This window comes from Brevundimonas sp., assembly GCF_046295595.1.
Lineage (GTDB): Bacteria > Pseudomonadota > Alphaproteobacteria > Caulobacterales > Caulobacteraceae > Brevundimonas.
On sequence record NZ_JBKBMX010000007.1, the window covers coordinates 42,761 to 61,731 of the forward strand.

At 69.3% G+C, this 18,971-nt stretch carries 23 protein-coding genes; 10 read left to right on the forward strand and 13 right to left on the reverse strand.

All coding sequences use genetic code 11. From position 1 onward, the window contains the following. The first annotated feature begins 73 nt into the window (after nucleotides 1-73). Nucleotides 74-892: a serine protease gene (locus ACK4JY_RS06845; RefSeq protein WP_409604070.1), complete on the forward strand. Its 819-nt coding sequence runs from the start codon at nucleotides 74-76 to the stop codon at nucleotides 890-892. Here ACK4JY_RS06845 and ACK4JY_RS06850 read toward each other — a convergent pair whose 3' ends face one another. Continuing rightward, complete coding sequence (locus ACK4JY_RS06850; protein WP_409604072.1) at nucleotides 893-2,677, reverse strand: acyl-CoA dehydrogenase; 1,785 nt, start codon at nucleotides 2,675-2,677, stop codon at nucleotides 893-895. A gap of 128 nt (nucleotides 2,678-2,805) precedes the next feature. On the opposite strand from ACK4JY_RS06850, the gene ACK4JY_RS06855 reads away from it, so the two are divergent. Together ACK4JY_RS06855 and ACK4JY_RS06860 are read left to right on the forward strand one after the other, a co-directional pair. Continuing rightward, on the forward strand, nucleotides 2,806-3,357 hold the full coding sequence (locus ACK4JY_RS06855) for a cytochrome b (RefSeq protein ID WP_409604074.1): 552 nt from the start codon (nucleotides 2,806-2,808) through the stop codon (nucleotides 3,355-3,357). A 152-nt stretch (nucleotides 3,358-3,509) separates the two neighbouring features. Next, entirely contained in the window at nucleotides 3,510-4,436 is a 927-nt protein-coding gene (locus ACK4JY_RS06860) for an L-threonylcarbamoyladenylate synthase (protein ID WP_409604076.1), read from the forward strand. Here the strand turns inward: ACK4JY_RS06860 and ACK4JY_RS06865 are convergent. The 4 genes from ACK4JY_RS06865 to ACK4JY_RS06880 all read right to left on the reverse strand — a co-directional run bounded on the left by ACK4JY_RS06865 (nucleotide 4,433) and on the right by ACK4JY_RS06880 (nucleotide 8,077). Further along, entirely contained in the window at nucleotides 4,433-5,482 is a 1,050-nt protein-coding gene (locus ACK4JY_RS06865; protein WP_409604078.1) for a patatin-like phospholipase family protein, read from the reverse strand. The two genes, ACK4JY_RS06860 and ACK4JY_RS06865, sit on opposite strands and share 4 nt — an antisense overlap. Before the next feature lie 17 nt (nucleotides 5,483-5,499). Continuing rightward, nucleotides 5,500-6,348 (reverse strand): 3-hydroxybutyrate dehydrogenase, encoded by an 849-nt coding sequence (locus ACK4JY_RS06870; RefSeq protein ID WP_409604080.1) that lies wholly within the window; start codon nucleotides 6,346-6,348, stop codon nucleotides 5,500-5,502. Between the two features lie 64 nt (nucleotides 6,349-6,412). After that, entirely contained in the window at nucleotides 6,413-7,183 is a 771-nt protein-coding gene (gene yaaA / locus ACK4JY_RS06875) for a peroxide stress protein YaaA (RefSeq protein WP_409604082.1), read from the reverse strand. Between the two features lie 66 nt (nucleotides 7,184-7,249). Next, the gene (locus ACK4JY_RS06880) at nucleotides 7,250-8,077 is read right to left on the reverse strand and encodes an NAD(P)H-hydrate dehydratase (protein WP_409604084.1); all 828 of its coding nucleotides are present in this window, start codon (nucleotides 8,075-8,077) and stop codon (nucleotides 7,250-7,252) included. 120 nt (nucleotides 8,078-8,197) lie between these two features. On the opposite strand from ACK4JY_RS06880, the gene ACK4JY_RS06885 reads away from it, so the two are divergent. Beyond that, nucleotides 8,198-8,536, forward strand: coding sequence for a P-II family nitrogen regulator (locus tag ACK4JY_RS06885; protein WP_409604086.1), 339 nt, complete (start codon nucleotides 8,198-8,200; stop codon nucleotides 8,534-8,536). A 70-nt stretch (nucleotides 8,537-8,606) separates the two neighbouring features. Next, entirely contained in the window at nucleotides 8,607-10,013 is a 1,407-nt protein-coding gene (glnA, locus tag ACK4JY_RS06890; RefSeq protein ID WP_409604087.1) for a type I glutamate--ammonia ligase, read from the forward strand. A 77-nt stretch (nucleotides 10,014-10,090) separates the two neighbouring features. Here the strand turns inward: glnA and ACK4JY_RS06895 are convergent, their stop codons facing one another. Genes ACK4JY_RS06895 through ACK4JY_RS06910 form a run of 4 tightly spaced genes read right to left on the reverse strand, consistent with a single transcriptional unit; the run spans nucleotide 10,091 to nucleotide 12,125 of the window. Beyond that, nucleotides 10,091-10,360, reverse strand: a complete 270-nt coding sequence (locus ACK4JY_RS06895) for a hypothetical protein (protein ID WP_409604089.1) — start codon at nucleotides 10,358-10,360, stop codon at nucleotides 10,091-10,093. A 57-nt stretch (nucleotides 10,361-10,417) separates the two neighbouring features. Then, the gene (gene tatC, locus ACK4JY_RS06900) at nucleotides 10,418-11,302 is read right to left on the reverse strand and encodes a twin-arginine translocase subunit TatC (RefSeq protein WP_409604090.1); all 885 of its coding nucleotides are present in this window, start codon (nucleotides 11,300-11,302) and stop codon (nucleotides 10,418-10,420) included. After that, entirely contained in the window at nucleotides 11,299-11,880 is a 582-nt protein-coding gene (gene tatB, locus ACK4JY_RS06905; RefSeq protein WP_409604092.1) for a Sec-independent protein translocase protein TatB, read from the reverse strand. Before tatB ends, tatC begins: the two co-directional genes overlap by 4 nt. Before the next feature lie 26 nt (nucleotides 11,881-11,906). Beyond that, nucleotides 11,907-12,125 (reverse strand): twin-arginine translocase TatA/TatE family subunit, encoded by a 219-nt coding sequence (locus ACK4JY_RS06910; RefSeq protein WP_409604094.1) that lies wholly within the window; start codon nucleotides 12,123-12,125, stop codon nucleotides 11,907-11,909. Between the two features lie 102 nt (nucleotides 12,126-12,227). Here ACK4JY_RS06910 and rnhA point away from each other — a divergent pair, with 102 nt between their 5' ends. Continuing rightward, nucleotides 12,228-12,668 (forward strand): ribonuclease HI, encoded by a 441-nt coding sequence (rnhA, locus tag ACK4JY_RS06915; protein ID WP_409604096.1) that lies wholly within the window; start codon nucleotides 12,228-12,230, stop codon nucleotides 12,666-12,668. Here the strand turns inward: rnhA and ACK4JY_RS06920 are convergent. The 4 genes from ACK4JY_RS06920 to ACK4JY_RS06935 form a co-directional block, all read right to left on the reverse strand. Continuing rightward, complete coding sequence (locus tag ACK4JY_RS06920) at nucleotides 12,665-13,330, reverse strand: hypothetical protein (RefSeq protein WP_409604098.1); 666 nt, start codon at nucleotides 13,328-13,330, stop codon at nucleotides 12,665-12,667. The two genes, rnhA and ACK4JY_RS06920, sit on opposite strands and share 4 nt — an antisense overlap. Beyond that, nucleotides 13,327-13,785 (reverse strand): NfeD family protein, encoded by a 459-nt coding sequence (locus tag ACK4JY_RS06925; protein ID WP_409604100.1) that lies wholly within the window; start codon nucleotides 13,783-13,785, stop codon nucleotides 13,327-13,329. The genes ACK4JY_RS06920 and ACK4JY_RS06925 overlap by 4 nt, the downstream gene beginning before the upstream one ends. Nucleotides 13,786-13,788: 3 nt before the next feature. Then, nucleotides 13,789-14,793: an SPFH domain-containing protein gene (locus ACK4JY_RS06930; RefSeq protein WP_409604101.1), complete on the reverse strand. Its 1,005-nt coding sequence runs from the start codon at nucleotides 14,791-14,793 to the stop codon at nucleotides 13,789-13,791. Nucleotides 14,794-14,860: 67 nt separating this feature from the next. Then, a complete protein-coding gene (locus ACK4JY_RS06935) occupies nucleotides 14,861-15,295 on the reverse strand; it encodes an NUDIX hydrolase (RefSeq protein WP_409604103.1) in 435 nt (144 codons plus the stop codon). Nucleotides 15,296-15,478: 183 nt separating this feature from the next. On the opposite strand from ACK4JY_RS06935, the gene ACK4JY_RS06940 reads away from it, so the two are divergent. From ACK4JY_RS06940 to ACK4JY_RS06955, 4 genes are all read left to right on the forward strand, one after another. Next, a complete protein-coding gene (locus tag ACK4JY_RS06940) occupies nucleotides 15,479-16,885 on the forward strand; it encodes an FAD-binding oxidoreductase (protein WP_409604105.1) in 1,407 nt (468 codons plus the stop codon). 70 nt (nucleotides 16,886-16,955) lie between these two features. Beyond that, nucleotides 16,956-17,900 (forward strand): ACP S-malonyltransferase, encoded by a 945-nt coding sequence (gene fabD, locus ACK4JY_RS06945; RefSeq protein ID WP_409604106.1) that lies wholly within the window; start codon nucleotides 16,956-16,958, stop codon nucleotides 17,898-17,900. Nucleotides 17,901-17,917: 17 nt separating this feature from the next. Next, nucleotides 17,918-18,658 carry a 3-oxoacyl-[acyl-carrier-protein] reductase gene (gene fabG / locus ACK4JY_RS06950; protein WP_409604108.1) on the forward strand — a complete coding sequence of 247 codons (741 nt, stop codon included), beginning with the start codon at nucleotides 17,918-17,920 and terminating at the stop codon, nucleotides 18,656-18,658. After that, the gene (locus ACK4JY_RS06955; protein WP_409604110.1) at nucleotides 18,658-18,849 is read left to right on the forward strand and encodes a hypothetical protein; all 192 of its coding nucleotides are present in this window, start codon (nucleotides 18,658-18,660) and stop codon (nucleotides 18,847-18,849) included. The genes fabG and ACK4JY_RS06955 overlap by 1 nt, the downstream gene beginning before the upstream one ends. Nucleotides 18,850-18,971: the final 122 nt, after the last annotated feature.

Consider the following 18,971-nt stretch of genomic DNA (forward strand, 5'->3'; position numbering starts at 1 on the left):
TTGGTCGGCTGACCTTGTGCGACCGGCGCCGCCGCCGTCAAATGAACAAACGGCCAAGGCCCCACTGATCCTCATGTTCGACTTGCAGATCCCGCCCCCCTCGGCCCTCGAGCCGCCCGCCGCCGCCATCTCCGCGCCGTCGTGGGACCTGACCGTCGGCCTGATCGCGGCCACGGTGCAGCTGGACCAGCGCAACGGCGACGCCGCCACCCGCCGGGTCGGCACCGGCTTCCTGATCGATGCGCCGCGCCCGGATGGACAGCCGCGCACCGTGCTGGTCACCGCCCATCATGTGCTGGACGGCATGCCGGACCCCGACGCCCGGATCGGCTGGCGCGTCGAGACGCCCGACGGCGGCTGGCGATTCGCGCCCGAGCCGCTGCGCATTCGCGAAGAGACCGGCGAGCCGGTCTGGACGCGCCATCCGGAGCGCGACATCGCGGTGATGGAAGTCTCCGCCCCGCCGGCCTTCGCCCGCGCCGCCATCCCGCTGGGCTGGCTGGCAGAGGCCGGGTCGCTGGACGCCTGGCAGGTCGGACCCGGGGACGAGCTGCTGACCCTCGGCTATCCGCGCGGCTATTCGTCCAACACCGCCGGCTTCCCCATCCTGCGAGCCGGACGGGTGGCGTCCTGGCCGCTGACCCCGATCAGTCGCTTCCCCGTCTTCCTGCTCGACTTCCCGGTGTTCCCCGGCAACTCCGGCGGCCCGGTGTTCTGGACGCCGACGGCGCGCAAGCTGCCGGGCACGGTCGAGCCCGAGCACCCGTTCATCGCCGGGGTGCTGGTGTCGGAGGTGCGGCCCGGCGACGAGCCGCTCGGCATCGGCATCGTCGCCCATGCGGCCTATGTGCGCGAGGCGATCGCCCTGCTGGACGCGCCCGCCGGACCCTGATTAGCCGGCCAGCACCTCGACGCTCATCCGCTGCAGCAGCTCGCCGCCCTGGCCGACCGCGGCCAGTCGGCTGGAGGCGTGGCCCAGCACATTGGCGGCATAGACCTCGTACAGGGTGATCCGGCCTTCCAGCCACGCCGGATCGCCTTCGCCGGCGTCGAGGATGGCCCGGGCGGCCAGCGCCCCCTTGGCCAGCATCCAGCCCCCGGCCACGTCGCCGACCAGCTTCAGATAGGCGTCGGCGGCGGCCAGCACATCGGCGCCGCGGGCCGGGTCGGCCTTGGCGTCCAGCAGCCACAGGGTGGCGTCCTCGACCGCCTCGACCGCATTGGCGAACCGTTCGACCGGCTTGCCCGAATACAGCCGCGGCAGCACCGCCAGCGTCAGCTTCATGTCGGCGATCAGCTCGCGCGCCGACTGGCCGCCGTCCTGGCCCAGCTTGCGCCCGACCAGATCCATGGCCTGGATGCCGTTGGTGCCCTCATAGATCGGGGCGATGCGGGCGTCGCGATAGTGCTGGGCCGCGCCGGTCTCCTCGATGAAGCCCATGCCGCCGTGCACCTGCACCCCCAGCGAGGCGACCTCGCAGCCGACGTCGGTCGACCATGCCTTGGCGATCGGGGTGAACAGGTCCTCGCGGGCCTTCCAGCGGCGCCGGTCCTCCTCGGTCGCGGCATGTTTGGCCAGATCGGCCGCGACGCCGGTCGACAGACAGATGGCCCGGGCGGCGGCGATCTTGGCCTTCATCACCGACAGCGTGCGGCGCACATCGGGATGGTCGATGATCGGGGCGTTGGCCTCGCCGGTCCAGACCGAGCGGCCCTGCCGCCGCTCTTGCGCATACGCCAGCGCCTGCTGGTACGCCCGCTCGGCGATGCCGACGCCCTCGACGCCGACGGCCAGCCGGGCCGCGTTCATCATGACGAACATGTGCGCCAGGCCCTGATTGGGCTGGCCGACCAGTTCGGCGGTCGCGCCTTCATAGGCCATGACGCAGGTGGGCGAGGCGTGGATGCCCAGCTTGTGCTCGACCCCGACCGGGCGGAAGGCGTTGCGCGCGCCCAGCGAGCCGTCGGCCTGCACCAGATATTTCGAGGCGAGGAACAGGCTGATGCCCTTCGGCCCCGGCGGCGAGTCGGGCAGGCGGGCCAGCACCAGATGGACGATGTTGTCCGTCGCGTCGTGGTCGCCCCAGGTGATGTAGATCTTCTGGCCGGTCAGGCTGTAGGTCCCGTCGCCGTTCGGAACCGCCGTCGCCGTCAGCGCCCCGAGGTCCGACCCCGCCTGCGGCTCGGTCAGCACCATGGCTCCCGTCCATTCGCCGGACACCAGTTTCGTCAGATAGGTGGCCTTCTGCGCCTCTGTACCGACCGCCTCCAGCGCCTCGATCGAGGCCAGCGACAGCATCGGACACAGGCCGAACGCCATGTTGGCGGCGTGCACCGTCTCATAGGCGGCCAGCTCCAGCGCCTTGGGCAGTTGCTGGCCGCCGGCGTGGGCGGGGGCGGACAGGCCGGTCCAGCCGCCCTCGGCGAACTGGCGATAGGCGTCGGCGAAACCGGGCGCGGCGGTCACGTCGCCATCGGCGAAGGTCGAGCCCTTCTGGTCGCCGATCCGGTTCAGCGGCGCCAGCACGCCCTCCGAGAACTGGCCGGCCGCCTCCAGAACCGCCCCCATCACCTCGGCGTCGTAGTCCGGGAAGGCCCCGGTCGCGACGACCGCGTCGAGGCCGGCCACCTCGGTCAGGGTGAAGATCAGGTCACGGACGGGTGCGCGGTAGGTCATCGGGACGGGCTTTCGAAATTGCAGGGACTTCTTGCCCCCTTGTCGTCGCGTCAGGCAAGGCGCGGCTTGGCGAACCTGGCGGTGTGGGCCAAGCTGGGGGTTCCAAGCATCGGAGAGGGAGGAAGATCGTGGCCGAGCCGCGCAACCGCTATTCGACCGTGTCGCTGGTCCTGCACTGGCTGATCGCCGCCCTGGTGGTGGGGCAGATCGCGCTGATCGCCGCCCATGACGCGACCGAGGGTTCCCTGTCCCGCGAGTTCGTCAACCTGCACAAGTCGGTCGGGCTCAGCCTTCTGGTGCTGACCCTGGCGAGGCTGGGCTGGCGGATCGCCAATCCCGCCATTCCGATTCCCGACTCCACCCCGCGCTGGCAGAAGGTCGTCGCCCGCAGCACCCACGTTCTGTTCTACGTCCTTCTGCTCGCCATGCCGCTGGTCGGATGGGCCGCCTCATCGGCGGCCGGGCGGGACATCCTCTGGTTCGGCCTGTTCGAATGGCCGGCCCTGCCGATCGGCGGTGGCCGCGAGACAGCCGGCCAGTTGATGGACCTGCATGAACTGGCCGCCAAGGGGCTGTATGTGCTGATCTTCCTGCATGTCGTGGGGGCGCTGAAGCACCATTTCATCGACCGCGACAACGTCCTTCACCGGATGATCCCGCTGATCCCCCGCCGGCCGTGAGGCGCCGCGCAGACGACATCGCCGGCCGGCGGGCTTGCGCCTCACCGGCGACCGGGCGCATCTGACGCGGCGGTCACGCCCGACCGCACGGACTTCGGAACAGGAGCCACCGGCGCGTGGAACAGGATGGTCGGCCGCGAAGTCACGGTGCGGTGCGCGCTTCCGGCGCGACCGACGCCCAGGCCGCCGAGGCCCTGACCGGCGGCGGTCTCGTCATCTTGCCGACCGAGACCGTCTACGGCCTCGCCGCCGACGCGGCGAACCCGGCCGCCGTCGCCGCCATCTTCGAGGCCAAGGGCCGGCCGCGCTTCAACCCGTTGATCGCCCATGTCGCCGACGCCGTCGAGGCCGAGTCCATCGCCGTCTTCGACGACCGCGCCCGCGCCCTGGCTGAAGCCTTCTGGCCCGGCCCCCTGACGATCGTCGCCCCGGTGCGGGACCGCGACCGCGTCTGCGACCTCGCCCGGGCCGGATTGGACAGTGTCGCTGTCCGCGTGCCGGGTCACGCCCGCGCCCGCGCCGTCATCTCGGCCTTCGGCGGACCGGTCGTGGCGCCGTCGGCCAACCGCTCCGGCCGCCCCAGCCCGACGACCTTCGAGGATGCGTTGGAAGAGACCGGCTTCGCCGCCGCCGACGCCGTCGACGGCGGGCCCTGCGCCGTCGGCATCGAAAGCACCGTCGTCTCGGTGCTGGACGGCCGCGTCGCCCTGCTGCGCCCCGGTTCGGTCACCCGCGAAGAGATCGAAGCCGTCGTCGGCTCGCTGGAGCGGGACGGGGAGGGGCATCGCTCGCCCGGCCGTACGGCCCTGCACTATGCGCCCGACGCCCCCGTGCGGATCGAGGCGGCGGCCGCGCGCTCCGGCGAGATCCTGCTCGGCTTCGGTCCCGGGTCCGGCGATCCGCGCTGGAGTCTCAGTCCCTCGGGCGACCTTCGCGAAGCCGCCGCCAACCTGTTCCGCAAGCTGCGCGAGGCCGACCGCGAGCGCCCCGCCGGCATCGCCGTCTCCCCGATCCCCGCCCAGGGTCTTGGCGAGGCCATCAACGACCGGCTCAGGCGCGCCGCGGGCTTCGTCGGCTAGCCGAGGAAACGGCTCTTGATGTCGATGCTGGAGTTCTCGCCGACGTGGTCGATGCAGTGCTCCAGCCACTGGCCGGCCGCCTCCCGCCCGCGCGACTTCAGGTCGTTGAGGAAGGTCCATTCGGTGTTGAATTTCGAGCTCAACGCCAGGTCGCCGACCCACGGCCCCGGCTCGATCGCGTGCAGCCGCAGGCGGCGGTAGCGGTCCTCGCCCGTCCGCTTCATCCGTCCCTCCTCGATCATGTCAAGGACGAGGGCGATGGTCCTAAGTTCCGCGACCAGCGGGGCGTTGAAGACGATCTCGTTCAGCCGGTCCATGATTTCCCCTGCCGCCCGCGGCGACTCCTCGCGCACGAAGGGGTTGAGCGGCAGCAGCAGGATGTCGTCCGGCGTATCGGCGGCGAACAGCGGCCACAGCGCCGGATTGGCCAGGTATCCGCCGTCCCAGTAGGGCTCCCCATCGATCTCGACGGCCTGGAACAGGTGCGGCAGACAGGCCGAGGCCAGCAGCACCTGATCGGTGATCTCGGCGTTCTGGAACAGCCGCGCGCGGCCCCGCCGCACCGCCGTGGCGGCGACGAACAGCCGGATCGGCGACGCCTGCACCGCCTCGAAGTCGATCGCATTGTCCAGCACCCGCTTGAGCGGGTTCAGGTTGAACGGATTGAACTGATACGGGCTCATCGACATGGCCGCCGTCTCGGCCGATCGCCACAGGCTGGTCTCCTTCAACCAGCCCGGCGTCAGGGCCGCGCTCCAGATCGAGGAGTCGCCGAACACATTGCGACCGCCAGACAGGTTCACTTCGCGCCACAGCAGGTCCAGCCGGGCCCGGGCGCCCTCGGCCCCGCCGGTCTCAAGCCCGCTGATCAGGGCCGCCGCGTTCATCGCCCCGGCGGATGAGGCGGTCACCGCCCGGAAATCGAGCCGGTCCTCCTCCAGCAGCCGGTCCAGCACGCCCCACTGAAAGGCGCCGTGCGAGCCGCCGCCCTGCAGGGCGAGACTGACGGCCTTTCGTTCCGGGGCCGGGGGCTTGCGTCTGGCCATGGCCCCCGCCTCCTGCGCTATTGCGCGGTCCAGCCGCCGTCGATCGAGAAGCTGGCTCCGTTGGCCGAGGCCCCGAGGTCCGAGACGAGATACAGCATCATCCCGGTCAGTTCGTCGGTGGTGACGAACCGCTTGGTCGGCTGCGAGCCGAGGATCACGTCCTTCAGCACCGCCTCCTTCGACATGCCGCGTGTGCGGGCCTGGTCGGCGATCTGCTTCTCGACGATCGGCGTCTCGACGAAGCCGGGGCAGATGGCGTTGCAGGTGATGTTGTCCTGCGCCAGCTCCAGCGCCACCGTCTTGGTGAAGCCGAGGACGCCGTGCTTGGCGGCGACATAGGCCGACTTGAACGGGCTGGCGACCAGGCCGTGGGCCGAGGCGATGTTGATGATCCGGCCGCGGCCCTGGGCCTTCATGATCGGGATCGCCGCCCGCGTCGCATAGAAGGTCGACGACAGGTTGATGGCGATGATCTGCTCCCATTTGTCGGCCGGGAATTTCTCCACCGCCTCGACGTGCTGGATGCCGGCGTTGTTGATCAGGATGTCGACCCGGCCCAGCTGGTGCTTGCCATAGGCGACCATGTCCGCGACCTCGTCGCCGCGCAGCATGTTGGCGGCGTGATAGCGCACCCGCACGCCGCAGCTGGCCTCCAGCTCGGCCCGGGTGCGCTCGATTTCCGACGGATCGCCGAGGCCGTTCAGCACCACCTCGCCGCCGCGCGAGGCGATGGCGCGGGCGAAGGCCAGGCCGATCCCGGAGGTCGAGCCCGAGATCACCGCCACCTGACCCTTCAGGTCGCCGATATCGCGGAAGGGCGCGGCTTCGGCCTCCGGGCCGTCACCGCGTTTGGGCCATTGAAACATAGGGTCTCGTCCGTCTGTGACTCGGGTTCAGCCTAGCCGTTCGCGATGGCGAAGGCGACAGGCCTCACGAATTTCCTGTTCTGGTGAATATCCAGTCCGTCTCGTTCGATCCGGCCTTGTCGAAGCGATAGCCGTCGCGGTCGAAGGCCTTGAGGTCCTCGGCCTTGTCGATCCGCTCGTCGATGGCGAAACGGGCCATGCCGCCACGCGCCTTCTTGGCGAAGAAGGAGATGATCCGGCTCTCGCCGTCGCGCGTCTCGCGGAAATGCGGCGTCACCACCGGCAGCTTCAGCGCCCTGGCGTCGACGGCGCCGAAATACTCCTGACTGGCCAGGTTCACGAGGGTCGGATCGGCCTGCCCCTCGACGTCGGCGTTGAGGCATTTCGACAGCCGGTCGCCCCAGAAGTCGTAGAGACTGGCCCCCCGCCGCGTCTTCAGCCGCGTCCCCATCTCCAGCCGGTACGGCTGGATCCGGTCCAGCGGGCGCAGCAGGCCGTAAAGGCCGGACAGGATGCGGATGTGGTCCTGCGCCCAGGTCAGCGCCGCCGCGTCCAGTTCGCGCGCGCCGAGGCCCTCATAGACGTCCCCGGCGAAGGCGAAGGCGGCCTGCACCCCCTCGGTGGACTCCGGGTCGAAGGCCTGGAACCGCTCGCGGTTCAGTCGGGCCAGATCGTCCGAAATACTCATCAGCCGCCGCAACTCGGCGACGCTGCGGGCGCGGGCGGTGCGGGCCAGCGACCCGGTGTCCTCGAGGAAGCGTCGCTCCGAGGCGGGCAGGGCCGGGTCGGCTTCGGTGAAATCCAGCCGCTTGGCCGGGGACAGGACGATCAGCAACTCAAAACTCCGGCGACGAGACGCCCGCATAGGCCCCTTCGATGACGAATTGAACGGGGATCGCGCTCAGCCGCGCGCGGAGAACAGCCCGGCCAGCACCGCCGGCAACCGGTCCGGCAGGTCCTCGGCGATCAGCCCCGGCCCGAAGGTCCGCCCCGCCTCGGCATGCATCCACACCGCCGCCCGTGCCGCCTTGAAACTGTCCATCCGCTGGGCGATCAATCCGCCGATCATCCCCGCCAGCACGTCTCCGGTCCCCGCGGTGGCCAGCCACGGCGTGCCGTTGTCGTTGATCGCCACCCGCCCGTCCGGCGCCGCGATCACCGTCCGCGGCCCCTTCAGCACGACCACGGCCCCGGCCCGGGCCGCCGCCGTGACCGCCGCCGCCTCGCGTCCGCCCTCGAGCAAGCCGGGAAACAGCCGTTTGAACTCGCCCTCGTGCGGCGTCAGCACATCGTCGCGGTCCAGCGCCTCGAACAGGTCCTCCGGCCAGCCCTCGAACGCCGTCAGCCCGTCCGCGTCGACCACCAGGGCCGCGCCGGTGACGGCCAGGGCCCGGACATGGTGCCGGGTGTCCTCATTGACCCCGGCGGCGGGGCCGATAACCACCGCGTCCATCTCCGCCGCGGCCTCGGCGAGCGCCTCCGGCGACCCGAACGGCGTCAGCATGATCGCCTCGATCGCCGGGGCGATCACCGCCGCCGCGTCCGGCGGGCACAGGATGCGCACCAGCCCAGCGCCGATGCGCAGACCGCCGCGCGCCGCCAGCCGCGCTGCCCCGGTCCGGGGCGCCTTGCCGGACACTACCCCCAGCCGGCCGCGCGCATGCTTGTGCGTCTCCACGCCGGGCCAGGGCAGGCTGTCGCGCCAGTCGTGAGGGGCGGAGGCGGTCAAGGCGCGGGTTCTCCGTTCACGGATGACGACCAAGGCTGAAAAACGCTTGCCTTATTGTGCAATGCAATGTCCCTTTAGCCCCCGAGCGCAAGGCGTTTTGAAGCCTGCCTGGGATCGCCGATGAAAAAGATTGAAGCCGTCATCAAGCCCTTCAAGCTGGATGAAGTGAAAGAAGCGCTTCAGGACGCGGGCGTGCAAGGCATGACCGTGCTGGAGGCCAAGGGATATGGCCGCCAGAAGGGCCATTCGGAACTCTATCGCGGGGCCGAATACGTCATCGACTTCCTGCCCAAGATCAAGATCGAGGTGGTGGTTCCCGACGACATGGTCGCCTCGGTGGTCGACGCCATCCAGACCGCCGCCCGCACCGGCAAGATCGGCGACGGCAAGATCTTCGTCTCCGACGTGCTCGACGTCATCCGCATCCGCACCGGCGAAACGGGACCCCAGGCCGTCTGACCGCGACACCGCCGGCCGCTCTTCGGAGCGGCCGTTTCTCTTTCCTCCCCCAAGAAACGGACCCTCAAGAATGAGCGCCAAGAAAATCCTCTCGGAGATCAAGGACAAGGACGTCCAGTACGTCGACCTCCGCTTCACCGACACCAAGGGACGCATGCAGCACGTCACCTTCGACATCGATCTGGTCGACGAGGAATTCCTCGAAGAGGGGACGATGTTCGACGGTTCCTCGATCGCCGGCTGGAAGGCGATCAATGAGTCCGACATGCTGCTGAAGCCGGACCTGACCAATTTCTGGATCGACCCCTTCTACCAGCAGACCACCCTGTTCCTGTTCTGCGACGTGCTGAACCCCGACACCGGCGAGCCCTACAACCGCGACAGCCGCTCGATGGCCAAGAAGGCCCTGGCCTATGTCCAGTCCTCGGGTGTGGGCGACACCGTCTTCTTCGGCCCGGAAGCCGAGTTCTTCATCTTCGACGACGTGCGCTGGTCCACCCAGCCGCATGACACCGGCTACAGCTACGATTCGATCGAGCTGCCGGCCAACACCGGCGCCGAATATTCCGAAGGCAACATGGGCCACCGCCCGACGCACAAGGGCGGCTATTTCCCGGTCAACCCGACCGACAGCGCCCAGGACCTGCGCGGCGAGATGCTGGGCGTCATGCGCGACCTGGGCATGCAGCCCGAGAAGCACCACCACGAGGTCGCCCCGGCGCAGCACGAACTGGGCCTGAAATTCAGCGACCTGCTGACCATGGCCGACCGTCTGCAGCTCTACAAATACGTCATCCACAACGTCGCGGCCGCCTATGGCAAGTCGGCCACCTTCATGGCCAAGCCCACCTTCGGCGACAACGGCTCGGGCATGCACGTGCACCAGTCGATCTGGCGCGACGGCAAGCCGCTGTTCGCCGGCGACAAATACGCCGGCCTGTCGGATCTCTGTCTCTGGTACATCGGCGGCATCATCAAACACGCCAAGGCGATCAACGCCTTCTCCAACTCGACCACCAACTCCTACAAGCGGCTGGTCCCCGGCTACGAAGCCCCGGTCAAGCTGGCCTATTCGTCGCGCAACCGCTCGGCCTCGATCCGCATTCCGTGGGTCAATTCGCCCAAGGCCAAGCGCATCGAAGCCCGCTTCCCCGACCCGATGGGCAATCCCTATCTGACCTTCGTGGCCCTGCTGATGGCCGGCCTCGACGGCATCGAGAACCGCATCGATCCGGGCGCCGCCGCCGACAAGAACCTCTACGACCTGCCGCCGGAAGAGCGCGGCAACATCCCCGAGGTCTGCGGGTCGCTGCGCGAGGCGCTCGAGAATCTCGACAAGGATCGCGCCTTCCTCAAGAAGGGCGGCGTCATGGATGACGACTTCATCGACAGCTACATCGAGCTGAAGATGGAAGAGGTGATGCGTCTGCAACTGCACCCGCACCCCGTCGAATTCGACATGTACTACAGCTGCTGATCGACAGCAGGGCCTGACGAAAGACGGCGCCGGACGGTTTCCCGTCCGGCGCCGTTTTCGTGTGTCGCGTCCGCCTTCTAGCGGTTGGTCGTCTCGACCTCGACGCCGTTCTCGCCGGCGCGGACGGTGGTGGTGTCGCCGTCGTTGTCGTCCTGGACGACGACGGGGTCGGCCGGCACCTCGCGCTCGATGACCACCGGATCGGCCGGAACCTCGCGCTCGATGATCGTCGTCGTGTCGGTGGCGGGGGCGTTGTCCGCCTCCGTTTCCGCGGGCGTGCAGGCCGCGGCGGCGAGGGCGAGGGCGCCGATCGAGGCGATGGCGGTCAGTCGGGTAAGGCTGGTCATGGGCGAACTCCTGATGGCGACCCGGTGCAAACGGCTACGCTGCCCCGGAGGTTCCGGTCAGGCCGCGGCCTCGGCCTCATCCGCCTTTCCGCGCCGCAGCTCGATCAGCCGGACGCACCAGATCGACACTTCGTAGAGCAGCACCAGCGGGATCGCGAGCATCAGTTGGCTGATCGGATCGGGCGGGGTCACCACGGCCGCGACGACGACGACGGCGACGATGGCGTAGCGCCGTCCCTCGGCCATGACCTTCGAGCTGATGATGCCCGCCAAACCCAGCAGGGTCATGACGACCGGCAACTGGAAGCACAGGCCGAAGGCAAGCAGCAGGGCCGTGACCAGGTCCAGATAATCCGAGACCTTCGGCAACAGCGCGGCGGACACGCCGCCGCCGGCGATCTGCTGGCTGAGCGAGAACCACATCACGAACGGCAGCATGACGAAATAGACGAGGGCCGCGCCGAGCAGGAACAGCAGCGGCGCCGCGAGCAGGAAGGGCAGGAAGGCGCCCTTCTCGTTGCGATACAGTCCCGGGGCGACGAACTTGTAGAGCTGCCAGGCCAGCACCGGGAAGGCGACGACGATGGCGCCGAAGCCGGCCAGCTTCATCTTGGTGAAGAGGATCTCCAGCGGCGCGGTATAGATCAGATTGACCATCTGGCCATCCACGACGGGCAGCGGTTTCACCCCGGCGGTCCCGAGAATCAGGTCCAGCGGCGAGACATGGCCCCCGGGGCCGACCGACGTGTGGAAGGCCGCGGCGGCCGCGAACGGCTTGACCAGGAAGATGTACAGCGGTTCGGCGAAGGCGAAGCACAGGATGAAGCCGAGGATGAAGGCGACGACGCAGATGACCAGCCGCCCGCGCAGCTCGATCAGATGGTCCATCAGCGGCGCGCGCGAGGCCTCGATCTCGTCCTTGTCCTGCTCCAGCCGGCTCACAGCTCCACCTTCTTCGCGCGGCTCGCTCGGGGTTTGCCGCCGGCCGGTTTGACCGCCGTCGCCGTCGCCGCCGGCTTGCGAGGCGTCGTCGGCTTCGCAGCGGTATTCGGAGCGGGCGTGACGGCCGTCGTCTTGCCGGCGGCCGCACTGGTCCGCGGTTTCGTCTTCGCCTTCGCCTTCGGCCCGGTTTCGGCCGGGCTTTCCAGCGGCTCCATGACCGGGGCCGCCTCCGGCCATTCCTCAGGCCCGGTCAGGGCCGGCTGATCCGCGGGCGCATACAGCGGCTGGTTCAGGTCGTTGCGGATGTCGCGGAAGGCGGCGTCGGCCTCGGCCCCGAGCGGAACCAGCTGGCCGGTACGCAGCGCCTCGACCTCCTTGCGCAGTTCGTCCAGTTCCGACTGGCGCGCCATTTCGTCGAAGCTGGAGCGGAACTCATTGGCCATGGCGCGCGCCTTGCCCATGGCCTTGCCGACCTTGCGCATCAGCAAGGGCAAATCCCTCGGCCCCACCACCAGCAGGGCCACCAGGCCGATGACAAGGATTTCAAGCCCGCCGATTCCGGGGCCAAGACCACCCATCCGTCAGTCTCTCCGACGCCAGGCGACTACGACTTCAGGTCTTCTTTTTCCGCCTCGGTGCGGGGCAGGGCGCCGGCGCGCTCGTCCCGCGGCTTGTCGCCGTCGGTGTCCTTCAGACCATCGCGGAACGCCCGCACGCCCTTGGCCGCGTCGCCCATCAGACCCGACAACTTGCCCCGGCCGCCGAACAGCAGGACCACCACGATGATGACGATGGCCCAGTGCCAGATGCTAAAAGAGCCCACGCGCAATCTCCTCATTCGGGTCGCTCGACCCGCTCAATCTCTTCCGCTGCATATAGGCCGTTCAGTGGCGCGACGCCAAGCGAACCTGTTAGGGACGCGCGCATGAGTCACGTGATCATCCACACCGACGGCGCCTGCAAGGGCAATCCCGGCCCCGGCGGCTGGGGCGCAATTCTCCAGACCGGCGGCGGTCATGAAAAGGAACTGTGGGGCGGCGAGCCGCTGACCACCAACAACCGCATGGAGCTGACGGCCGCCATCATGGCGCTGGAGGCCTTGTCCCGCCCGTGCCGTGTCGATCTGCATACCGACAGCAAATACGTCATGGACGGCATCACCAGCTGGATCCACGGCTGGAAGGCGCGCGGCTGGAAGACGGCCGACAAGAAGCCGGTCAAGAACGAGGACCTGTGGAAGCGGCTCGACGCCGCCCGCGCCCGCCACGAGGTCAAGTGGCACTGGGTCAAGGGCCACGCGGGGCATGAGCTGAACGAGCGGGCGGACGGCCTCGCGAATCGCGGGATCGAGGAGATGAAGCGCTAGGGCTGGGGGCGAACCCAGCTATACGCTGACAAATACGCTGGCTCGCCGCCGGAAGGTGCGCTGATCGTCTGTACGGCGACCGGGCCTCCATGAAGCGGCGCCATCAGGGCCACTGCGGCCAGGGCGCGGTCCGTCGTTGCAAGGACCTCAGGGGGCCGGTCGCTCCCATCGAGGAACAGGGCGACGATGGTGGACTGGTCCGCCGCGCGCCACAGGCCGACGAACCATTGACCCTCGGGACCTCCCCGAAAGCGACGGTTGAAATAGTTCCTGGCTCCAGGAATTTCCGGAGGACTGGACGGCTGGCGGGCGTACAGGTCCGGCACCGGTTCGCCGCGAAAGGCGACGGGCCTGTCGCCGCCTCGTGCGCAATAGACGCGTTCGAGACGGCTGTGGCGTCGGAGCCGCCAACTCGTGTATCCGGCCGCGCTCCGGATCGTCCCGAACTCGGGAATGAACAGGTCTATGGCGCCGAAGCGGTCTTCATCATGGCTCAGCGCGGCGGACCCGTGGGAGACCGCATGGCCGGGCCCCCGCCATTCAAGGGGATCGAAATCAGACGCGTAACCGAGCACCTCGACCACGTCGGTGTCGCAGGTATGAACGTCGATTGGCGCTGGCGCGGCCTGAAAGGCGGCCCAAAGCGCCAGGAGGGCGATCATACCGCCCGGACCTTCAGCCTCGTTCCATTCATCGCCTCGACGATCACGCTCTCGCCCGCCAGCGGCGCGGCGCCGTCGATCTCGGCGACCCATTCGGACCCCGAGACGAAGACCCGACCCCGACCGTCGACGAAGGCCTGGATCACCTGCGCCCGCTGGCCGACCAGACGGCTGTCGCGGGCGTTGATGTCGGGGCTGTCCGACGGATTGACCCGCTGGATCAGCCGCCGTGACAGCAGGGTCGCGGCCACCGTCAGCACGGCGAACAGCAGCACTTCGCCGACGATGCCCAGTGGCAGGCCCAGCGCCGTGACCACCGCCACGACCCCCGCCGCCACCGCCGGCCACAACAGCCATTCGGTCGAAAAGGCCGCCTCTATGGCCAGCAGGATCACGCCCAGCGCCAGCCAGATCCAGAACGGCTGCGCCGCGTGCAGGTCAACCAGGGTGTCCATGATCTAGCTCTCCGGAACCGAGCCGCCGCCGCGCGGCGGGCGCGGCGCGGCGCGGGCGGCCGCCGGCGCCGTGCGGACGTCGGTGCGGCCCTGCTGCTGTTCCCTGGCCAGGCCGACCAGCTCGCCCAGACCGGCGATGGTGCCCACCAGTCCCGACATCTCGGCCGGGACGATGACCGTCTTGGCGGTCGGGTTGCGCGCCAGTTCGGCGAAAGCCTCGACGTATTTCTGGGCGACGAAATAGTTGATCGCGTTGACGTCGCCGCGGGCGATGGCCTCGGACACCATGGCGGTCGCCTTGGCCTCGGCCTGGGCTTCGCGTTCGCGGGCCTCGGCGTCGCGGAAGGCGGCTTCCTTGCGGCCCTCGGCCTGCAGGATGGCGGACTGCTTGGCCCCCTCGGCGCGGGCGATGGCTGCCTGTTTCTCGCCCTCGGCCTCGGTGATGACGGCGCGGCGCTCGCGCTCGGCCTTCATCTGTCGCGCCATGGCGTTGGTGATGTCGACCGGCGGCGTCAGGTCCTTGATCTCGATCCGGTTGACCTTGACCCCCCACGGCTCGGTCGCGGCGTCGATCACGGTCAGCAGGCGCGAGTTGATGTTATCGCGCTGGAACAGCACCTCATCCAGGTCCATCGAGCCGACCACGGTGCGCAGATTGGTCGAGCACAGCTGGGTGATGGCGTAGGGCAGGTTCTCGACGCGATAGGCGGCCGCCGCCGCGTCCATCACCTGGATGAAGACGATGGCGTCGACCTTCACCATGGCGTTGTCCTTGGTGATGACCTCCTGGGTGGGCACGTCGAGGACCTGCTCCATCATGTTCATGCGGCGCCCGACCCGTTCGACGAACGGCGTCAGCAGGCTGATGCCGGGAACCAGGGTGCGGGTGTATTTGCCGAACCGCTCGACCGTGAATTCCCGCCCCTGCGGCACGATCTTGACCACGCTGAACAGCAGGATGAAGGCCAGCACGACAAGCGCGGCGACGAAGAGGGTGGAAAAGTCCATCAGGGTCTCCTTTTCGCCTCAAGGTTAGCACCCGGGGACCCGCCCGCCAGCGAAACCGGGCCCCGGTTCATGAACTCGCTGTAATGTTTCCGCTGCCCGCCGCCGCCCGCGCCAGGCGGATCACCCGCCGGGTCTCGTCCCAGCGCACCAGCGCCTCGACCTCCTCCGGCCCGGCGAATCGCGCCTCCAGCGCGTCATCCCCGGCCACGGGCTCGCCCGACAGCCAGCGCGCGGCGTAGTCGATCAACACATAGTGCCGTCCCGCCTCCACAAAGATTCCGTCGACCACGTCCAGCAGCCCGGTGATCTGCGCCTCCACCCCGGTCTCCTCCCGCAACTCCCGCAGCGCCGCATCGATCGCCCGCTCGCCCGGTTCGATCCGCCCGCCCGGCAGGCTCCAGTCGCCCTGCATCGGCGGCCGTCCGCGCCGGATCAGCAGCACCTCCTCGCCGCGCAGGCAGACGACGCCGACGCACGGAACCGGGGCGGGCAGGGTGTTCATTCCTCCCCCATAGCGCAGCGGAAGGGGGAGGGGGACCGTCGGAACGACGGTGGAGGGGGCCTGACTCATCCGCCGGCGTGTGGGGCGGCCCCCTCCACCATCCTGCGGATGGTCCCCCTCCCCCTGAAGGGAGGGGGAGGAATGCCCTTTCGCGGCGCCCACGACTTTGACACAACCGGAGTCATGACCGCGCCCTCCGCCGAAGCCCTCACGGCCCTGAAGTCCGCCCTCGGCGACGGCGGCTGGACCGACGATCCCGCCGAAATCGCGCCGTGGCTGACCGAATGGCGCAACCGCTGGACCGGCCATACCCCGCTGATGCTGACGCCGCGCTCGACGGAGCAGGTCGCCGCCGCCGTGCGCCTCTGCGCCGAGCACCGCATCGCCGTCGTCCCGCAGGGTGGCGACACCGGCCTCGTCGGCGGACAGATCCCCTATGGCGAGGTCCTGCTCTCGACCCGCAAGCTGCGCGCGATCCGCGACGTCACCCCGCTGGACGACGCCATGGCCGTCGAGGCCGGCGTCACCCTTCTGGAGGCGCAACAGGCCGCCGCCGCCGCCGACCGGATGTTCCCGCTCAGCCTCGCCGCCGAAGGCAGCGCCACCATCGGCGGCGTCATCTCGACCAATGCCGGCGGCACCGCCGTGATCCGCTACGGCGTCATGCGCGATCTGGTGCTCGGGATCGAGGCGGTGATGTCCGACGGCGAGGTCTTCCACGGCCTCAAACGGCTGCGCAAGGACAACACCGGCTACGACCTGAAACAGCTGCTGATCGGCGCCGAGGGCACCCTCGGCGTCGTCACCGCCGCCACCCTGAAGCTGTTTCCGGTGATGCGCTCCCGCGCCACCGCCATGGTCGGCCTCGACCACCCCTCGGCCGCCATCGAGCTTCTGGCCCGGGCCAAGGCCGAGACCGGCGGCGGGGTCGAGGCCTTCGAGCTGATGAAACGGCTCGGCATGAGCTTCGTCCTCGCCAACATCCCCGACACGCGCGAGCCGCTGGACTCCACCCCGCCTTGGTACGTCCTGATCGAACTGGTCTCCGGCGAGCCCGGCGCCGCCGACGCCGCCATGGACCGGCTGCTGACCCACGCCTTCGAGACCGGCCGAATCACCGACGCCGCCATCGCCCAGAACGATGCCCAGCGCGCCGCCTTCTGGAAGGTCCGCGAGGAACAGTCCGCCGCCCAGAAGCCCGAGGGCGGCGGCTGGAAACACGACGTCTCCGTCCCCGTGTCGCGCATCGCCGACTTCCTCGAGGAGGCCACCGCCGCCGTCGAACGCTTCCACCCCGGCGCCCGGGTCAGCGCCTTCGGCCACGTCGGCGACGGCAACCTCCACTACGATGTCCTGTGCCCGCCCGGCGGCGACCTTCCCGCCTTCCTCGCCCGCTGGGCCGAGGGGTCGGAGATCGTGCACGACATCGTCGCCCGCTACGACGGCTCCATCTCGGCCGAACACGGCCTCGGCCGCCTCAAGACCGACGAGGCCCGCCGCTACAAGACCCCGCTGGAGATCCGCACCATGCAGGCGGTCCGCGCCGCCCTCGACCCGCACCGGATCATGAACCCGGCGGTGCTGTTCTAGCGCCCGGCTTGCCCCCTGCGCCCTTCCGTCCTACCCCTCCGCCCTCGATTCAACGCCCCCGGAGCCCCGCATGACCCTCGCCCTTCTGTTCCCCGGACAAGGCAGCCAGTCGGTCGGCATGGGCGCCGCCCTGGCCGACGCCTTCGCCTCCGCCCGCGAGGTCTATGCGGAGATCGACGACGCCCTCGGCCAGAAGCTGTCGCTGCTGATGCGCGAGGGCCCCGAGGACCAGCTAACCCTGACCGAGAACGCGCAGCCCGCCCTGATGGCCGTGTCGCTCGCCGCCGCCCGCGTCCTCAAGGTCGAATTCGGCGTCGACGTCAGCCGCGCCGCCTTCGTCGCCGGCCATTCGCTCGGCGAATACTCCGCCCTGTGCGCCGCCGGTTCGATCACGCTCGCCGACACCGCCCGCCTGCTGAAACTGCGCGGCCAGGCCATGCAGCGCGCCGTCCCCGTCGGCCGCGGGGCCATGGCCTCCCTGATCGGCCCGAAGACCGACCTCGCCCTCGCCGAGGCCGCGGCCGCCGCCGGCTCCGAGGTCGGCGTCTGCGTCGTCGCCAATGACAACAACGCCGGCAATATCGTCATCTCGGGCGACAAGGCCGCCGTCGACCGCGCCATCGAAAAGGCCAAGGAACTGGGCGCGCGCGCCATTCCGCTGAACGTTTCGGCCCCCTTCCACTGCCCGCTGATGCAGCCCGCCGCCGACGAGATGGCCGAGGCCCTCGCCGACGCCAGGATCGTCGCCCCCTCGGTCGCCGTCGTCGCCAACGTCACCGCCCGCCCCGAGACCGACCCCGAGGTCCTGCGCCGCCTGCTGGTCGACCAGGTCACCGGCCGCGTCCGCTGGCGCGAGTCGATGGAATGGATGGCCGGGGAGGGCGCCGTGACCCGCTTCGCCGAGATCGGCTCGGGCAAGGTCCTGACCGGCATGGCCAAACGCATCGCCCCCGACGCCGAAAGCGGCGCGCTGAACACCCCGGAAGAGCTGGAAGCGTTCTCGAAGTCCCTCTGAGAGATAAGGAAAAGAAGATGTTCAATCTCACCGGCAAGACCGCCCTCGTCACCGGCGCCACGGGCGGCATCGGCGGGGCCATCGCCCGCGCCCTGCACGCCCAGGGGGCGACCGTCGTCCTCTCCGGCACCCGCGAGGCCGTGCTGCGGGATCTGGCCAAGGAGCTCGGCGAGCGCGCCGTCTTCGCCGCCGCCAACCTGTCCGATCCCGAGTCCGTCGACGGCCTGATCGCCCGCGCCGAAGAGGCCGCCGGCGCCCCGCTGGACATCCTGATCGCCAACGCCGGCATCACGAAGGACGGCCTGCTGATGCGGATGAAGGACGAGGACTTCACCGACGTCATCAAGATCAATCTCGAGAGCTATTTCCGCCTCTCCCGCGCGGCGATGAAGGGGATGATGAAGCGCCGCTCGGGCCGCATCATCGGCGTCACCTCGATCGTCGGCGTCACCGGCAACCCCGGCCAGACCAACTACGCCGCCTCCAAGGCCGGCATGATCGGCTTCTCCAAATCCCTGGCCCAGGAGGTCGGCAGCCGCGGCATCACGGTCAACTGCATCGCCCCCGGCTTCATCGCCTCGCCGATGACCGACGTGCTCAACGACGCCCAGCGCGAGACCATCCTCAAGACCATCCCGCTGGGCCGCCTCGGCGAGGGCGACGAGATCGCCGCCGCCGCCGTCTATCTGTCCTCCGACGAAGCCGCCTACGTCACGGGCCAGACCCTGCACGTCAACGGCGGCATGGCGATGATCTGATGAAAGCCCTGCGCATCCTCGCCACCATCCTCAGCGGTCCGATGCTGCTGATCGGCCTCGCCTGGGTGCTGCAGGGGCTGAACATCCTGCCCGGCAGCTTCATGACCGGCCAGATCATCTGGGCCGTCTATGGCGCGCCCCTCGCCGTCGTCGGCGGCGGCCTCGTCTGGTGGGTCAACCGGGGGCGTTGATGCGCCACAGGGCTATTTCCCGCCCGCGTCGCCGTGCTAAAGCCCTCGCAACCGGTTGGCCTGAGTCTTCGTTGAAGGCTTGCGCCGCCGCCGCTGTCGTCATACGGCAGTGACCGAGACAA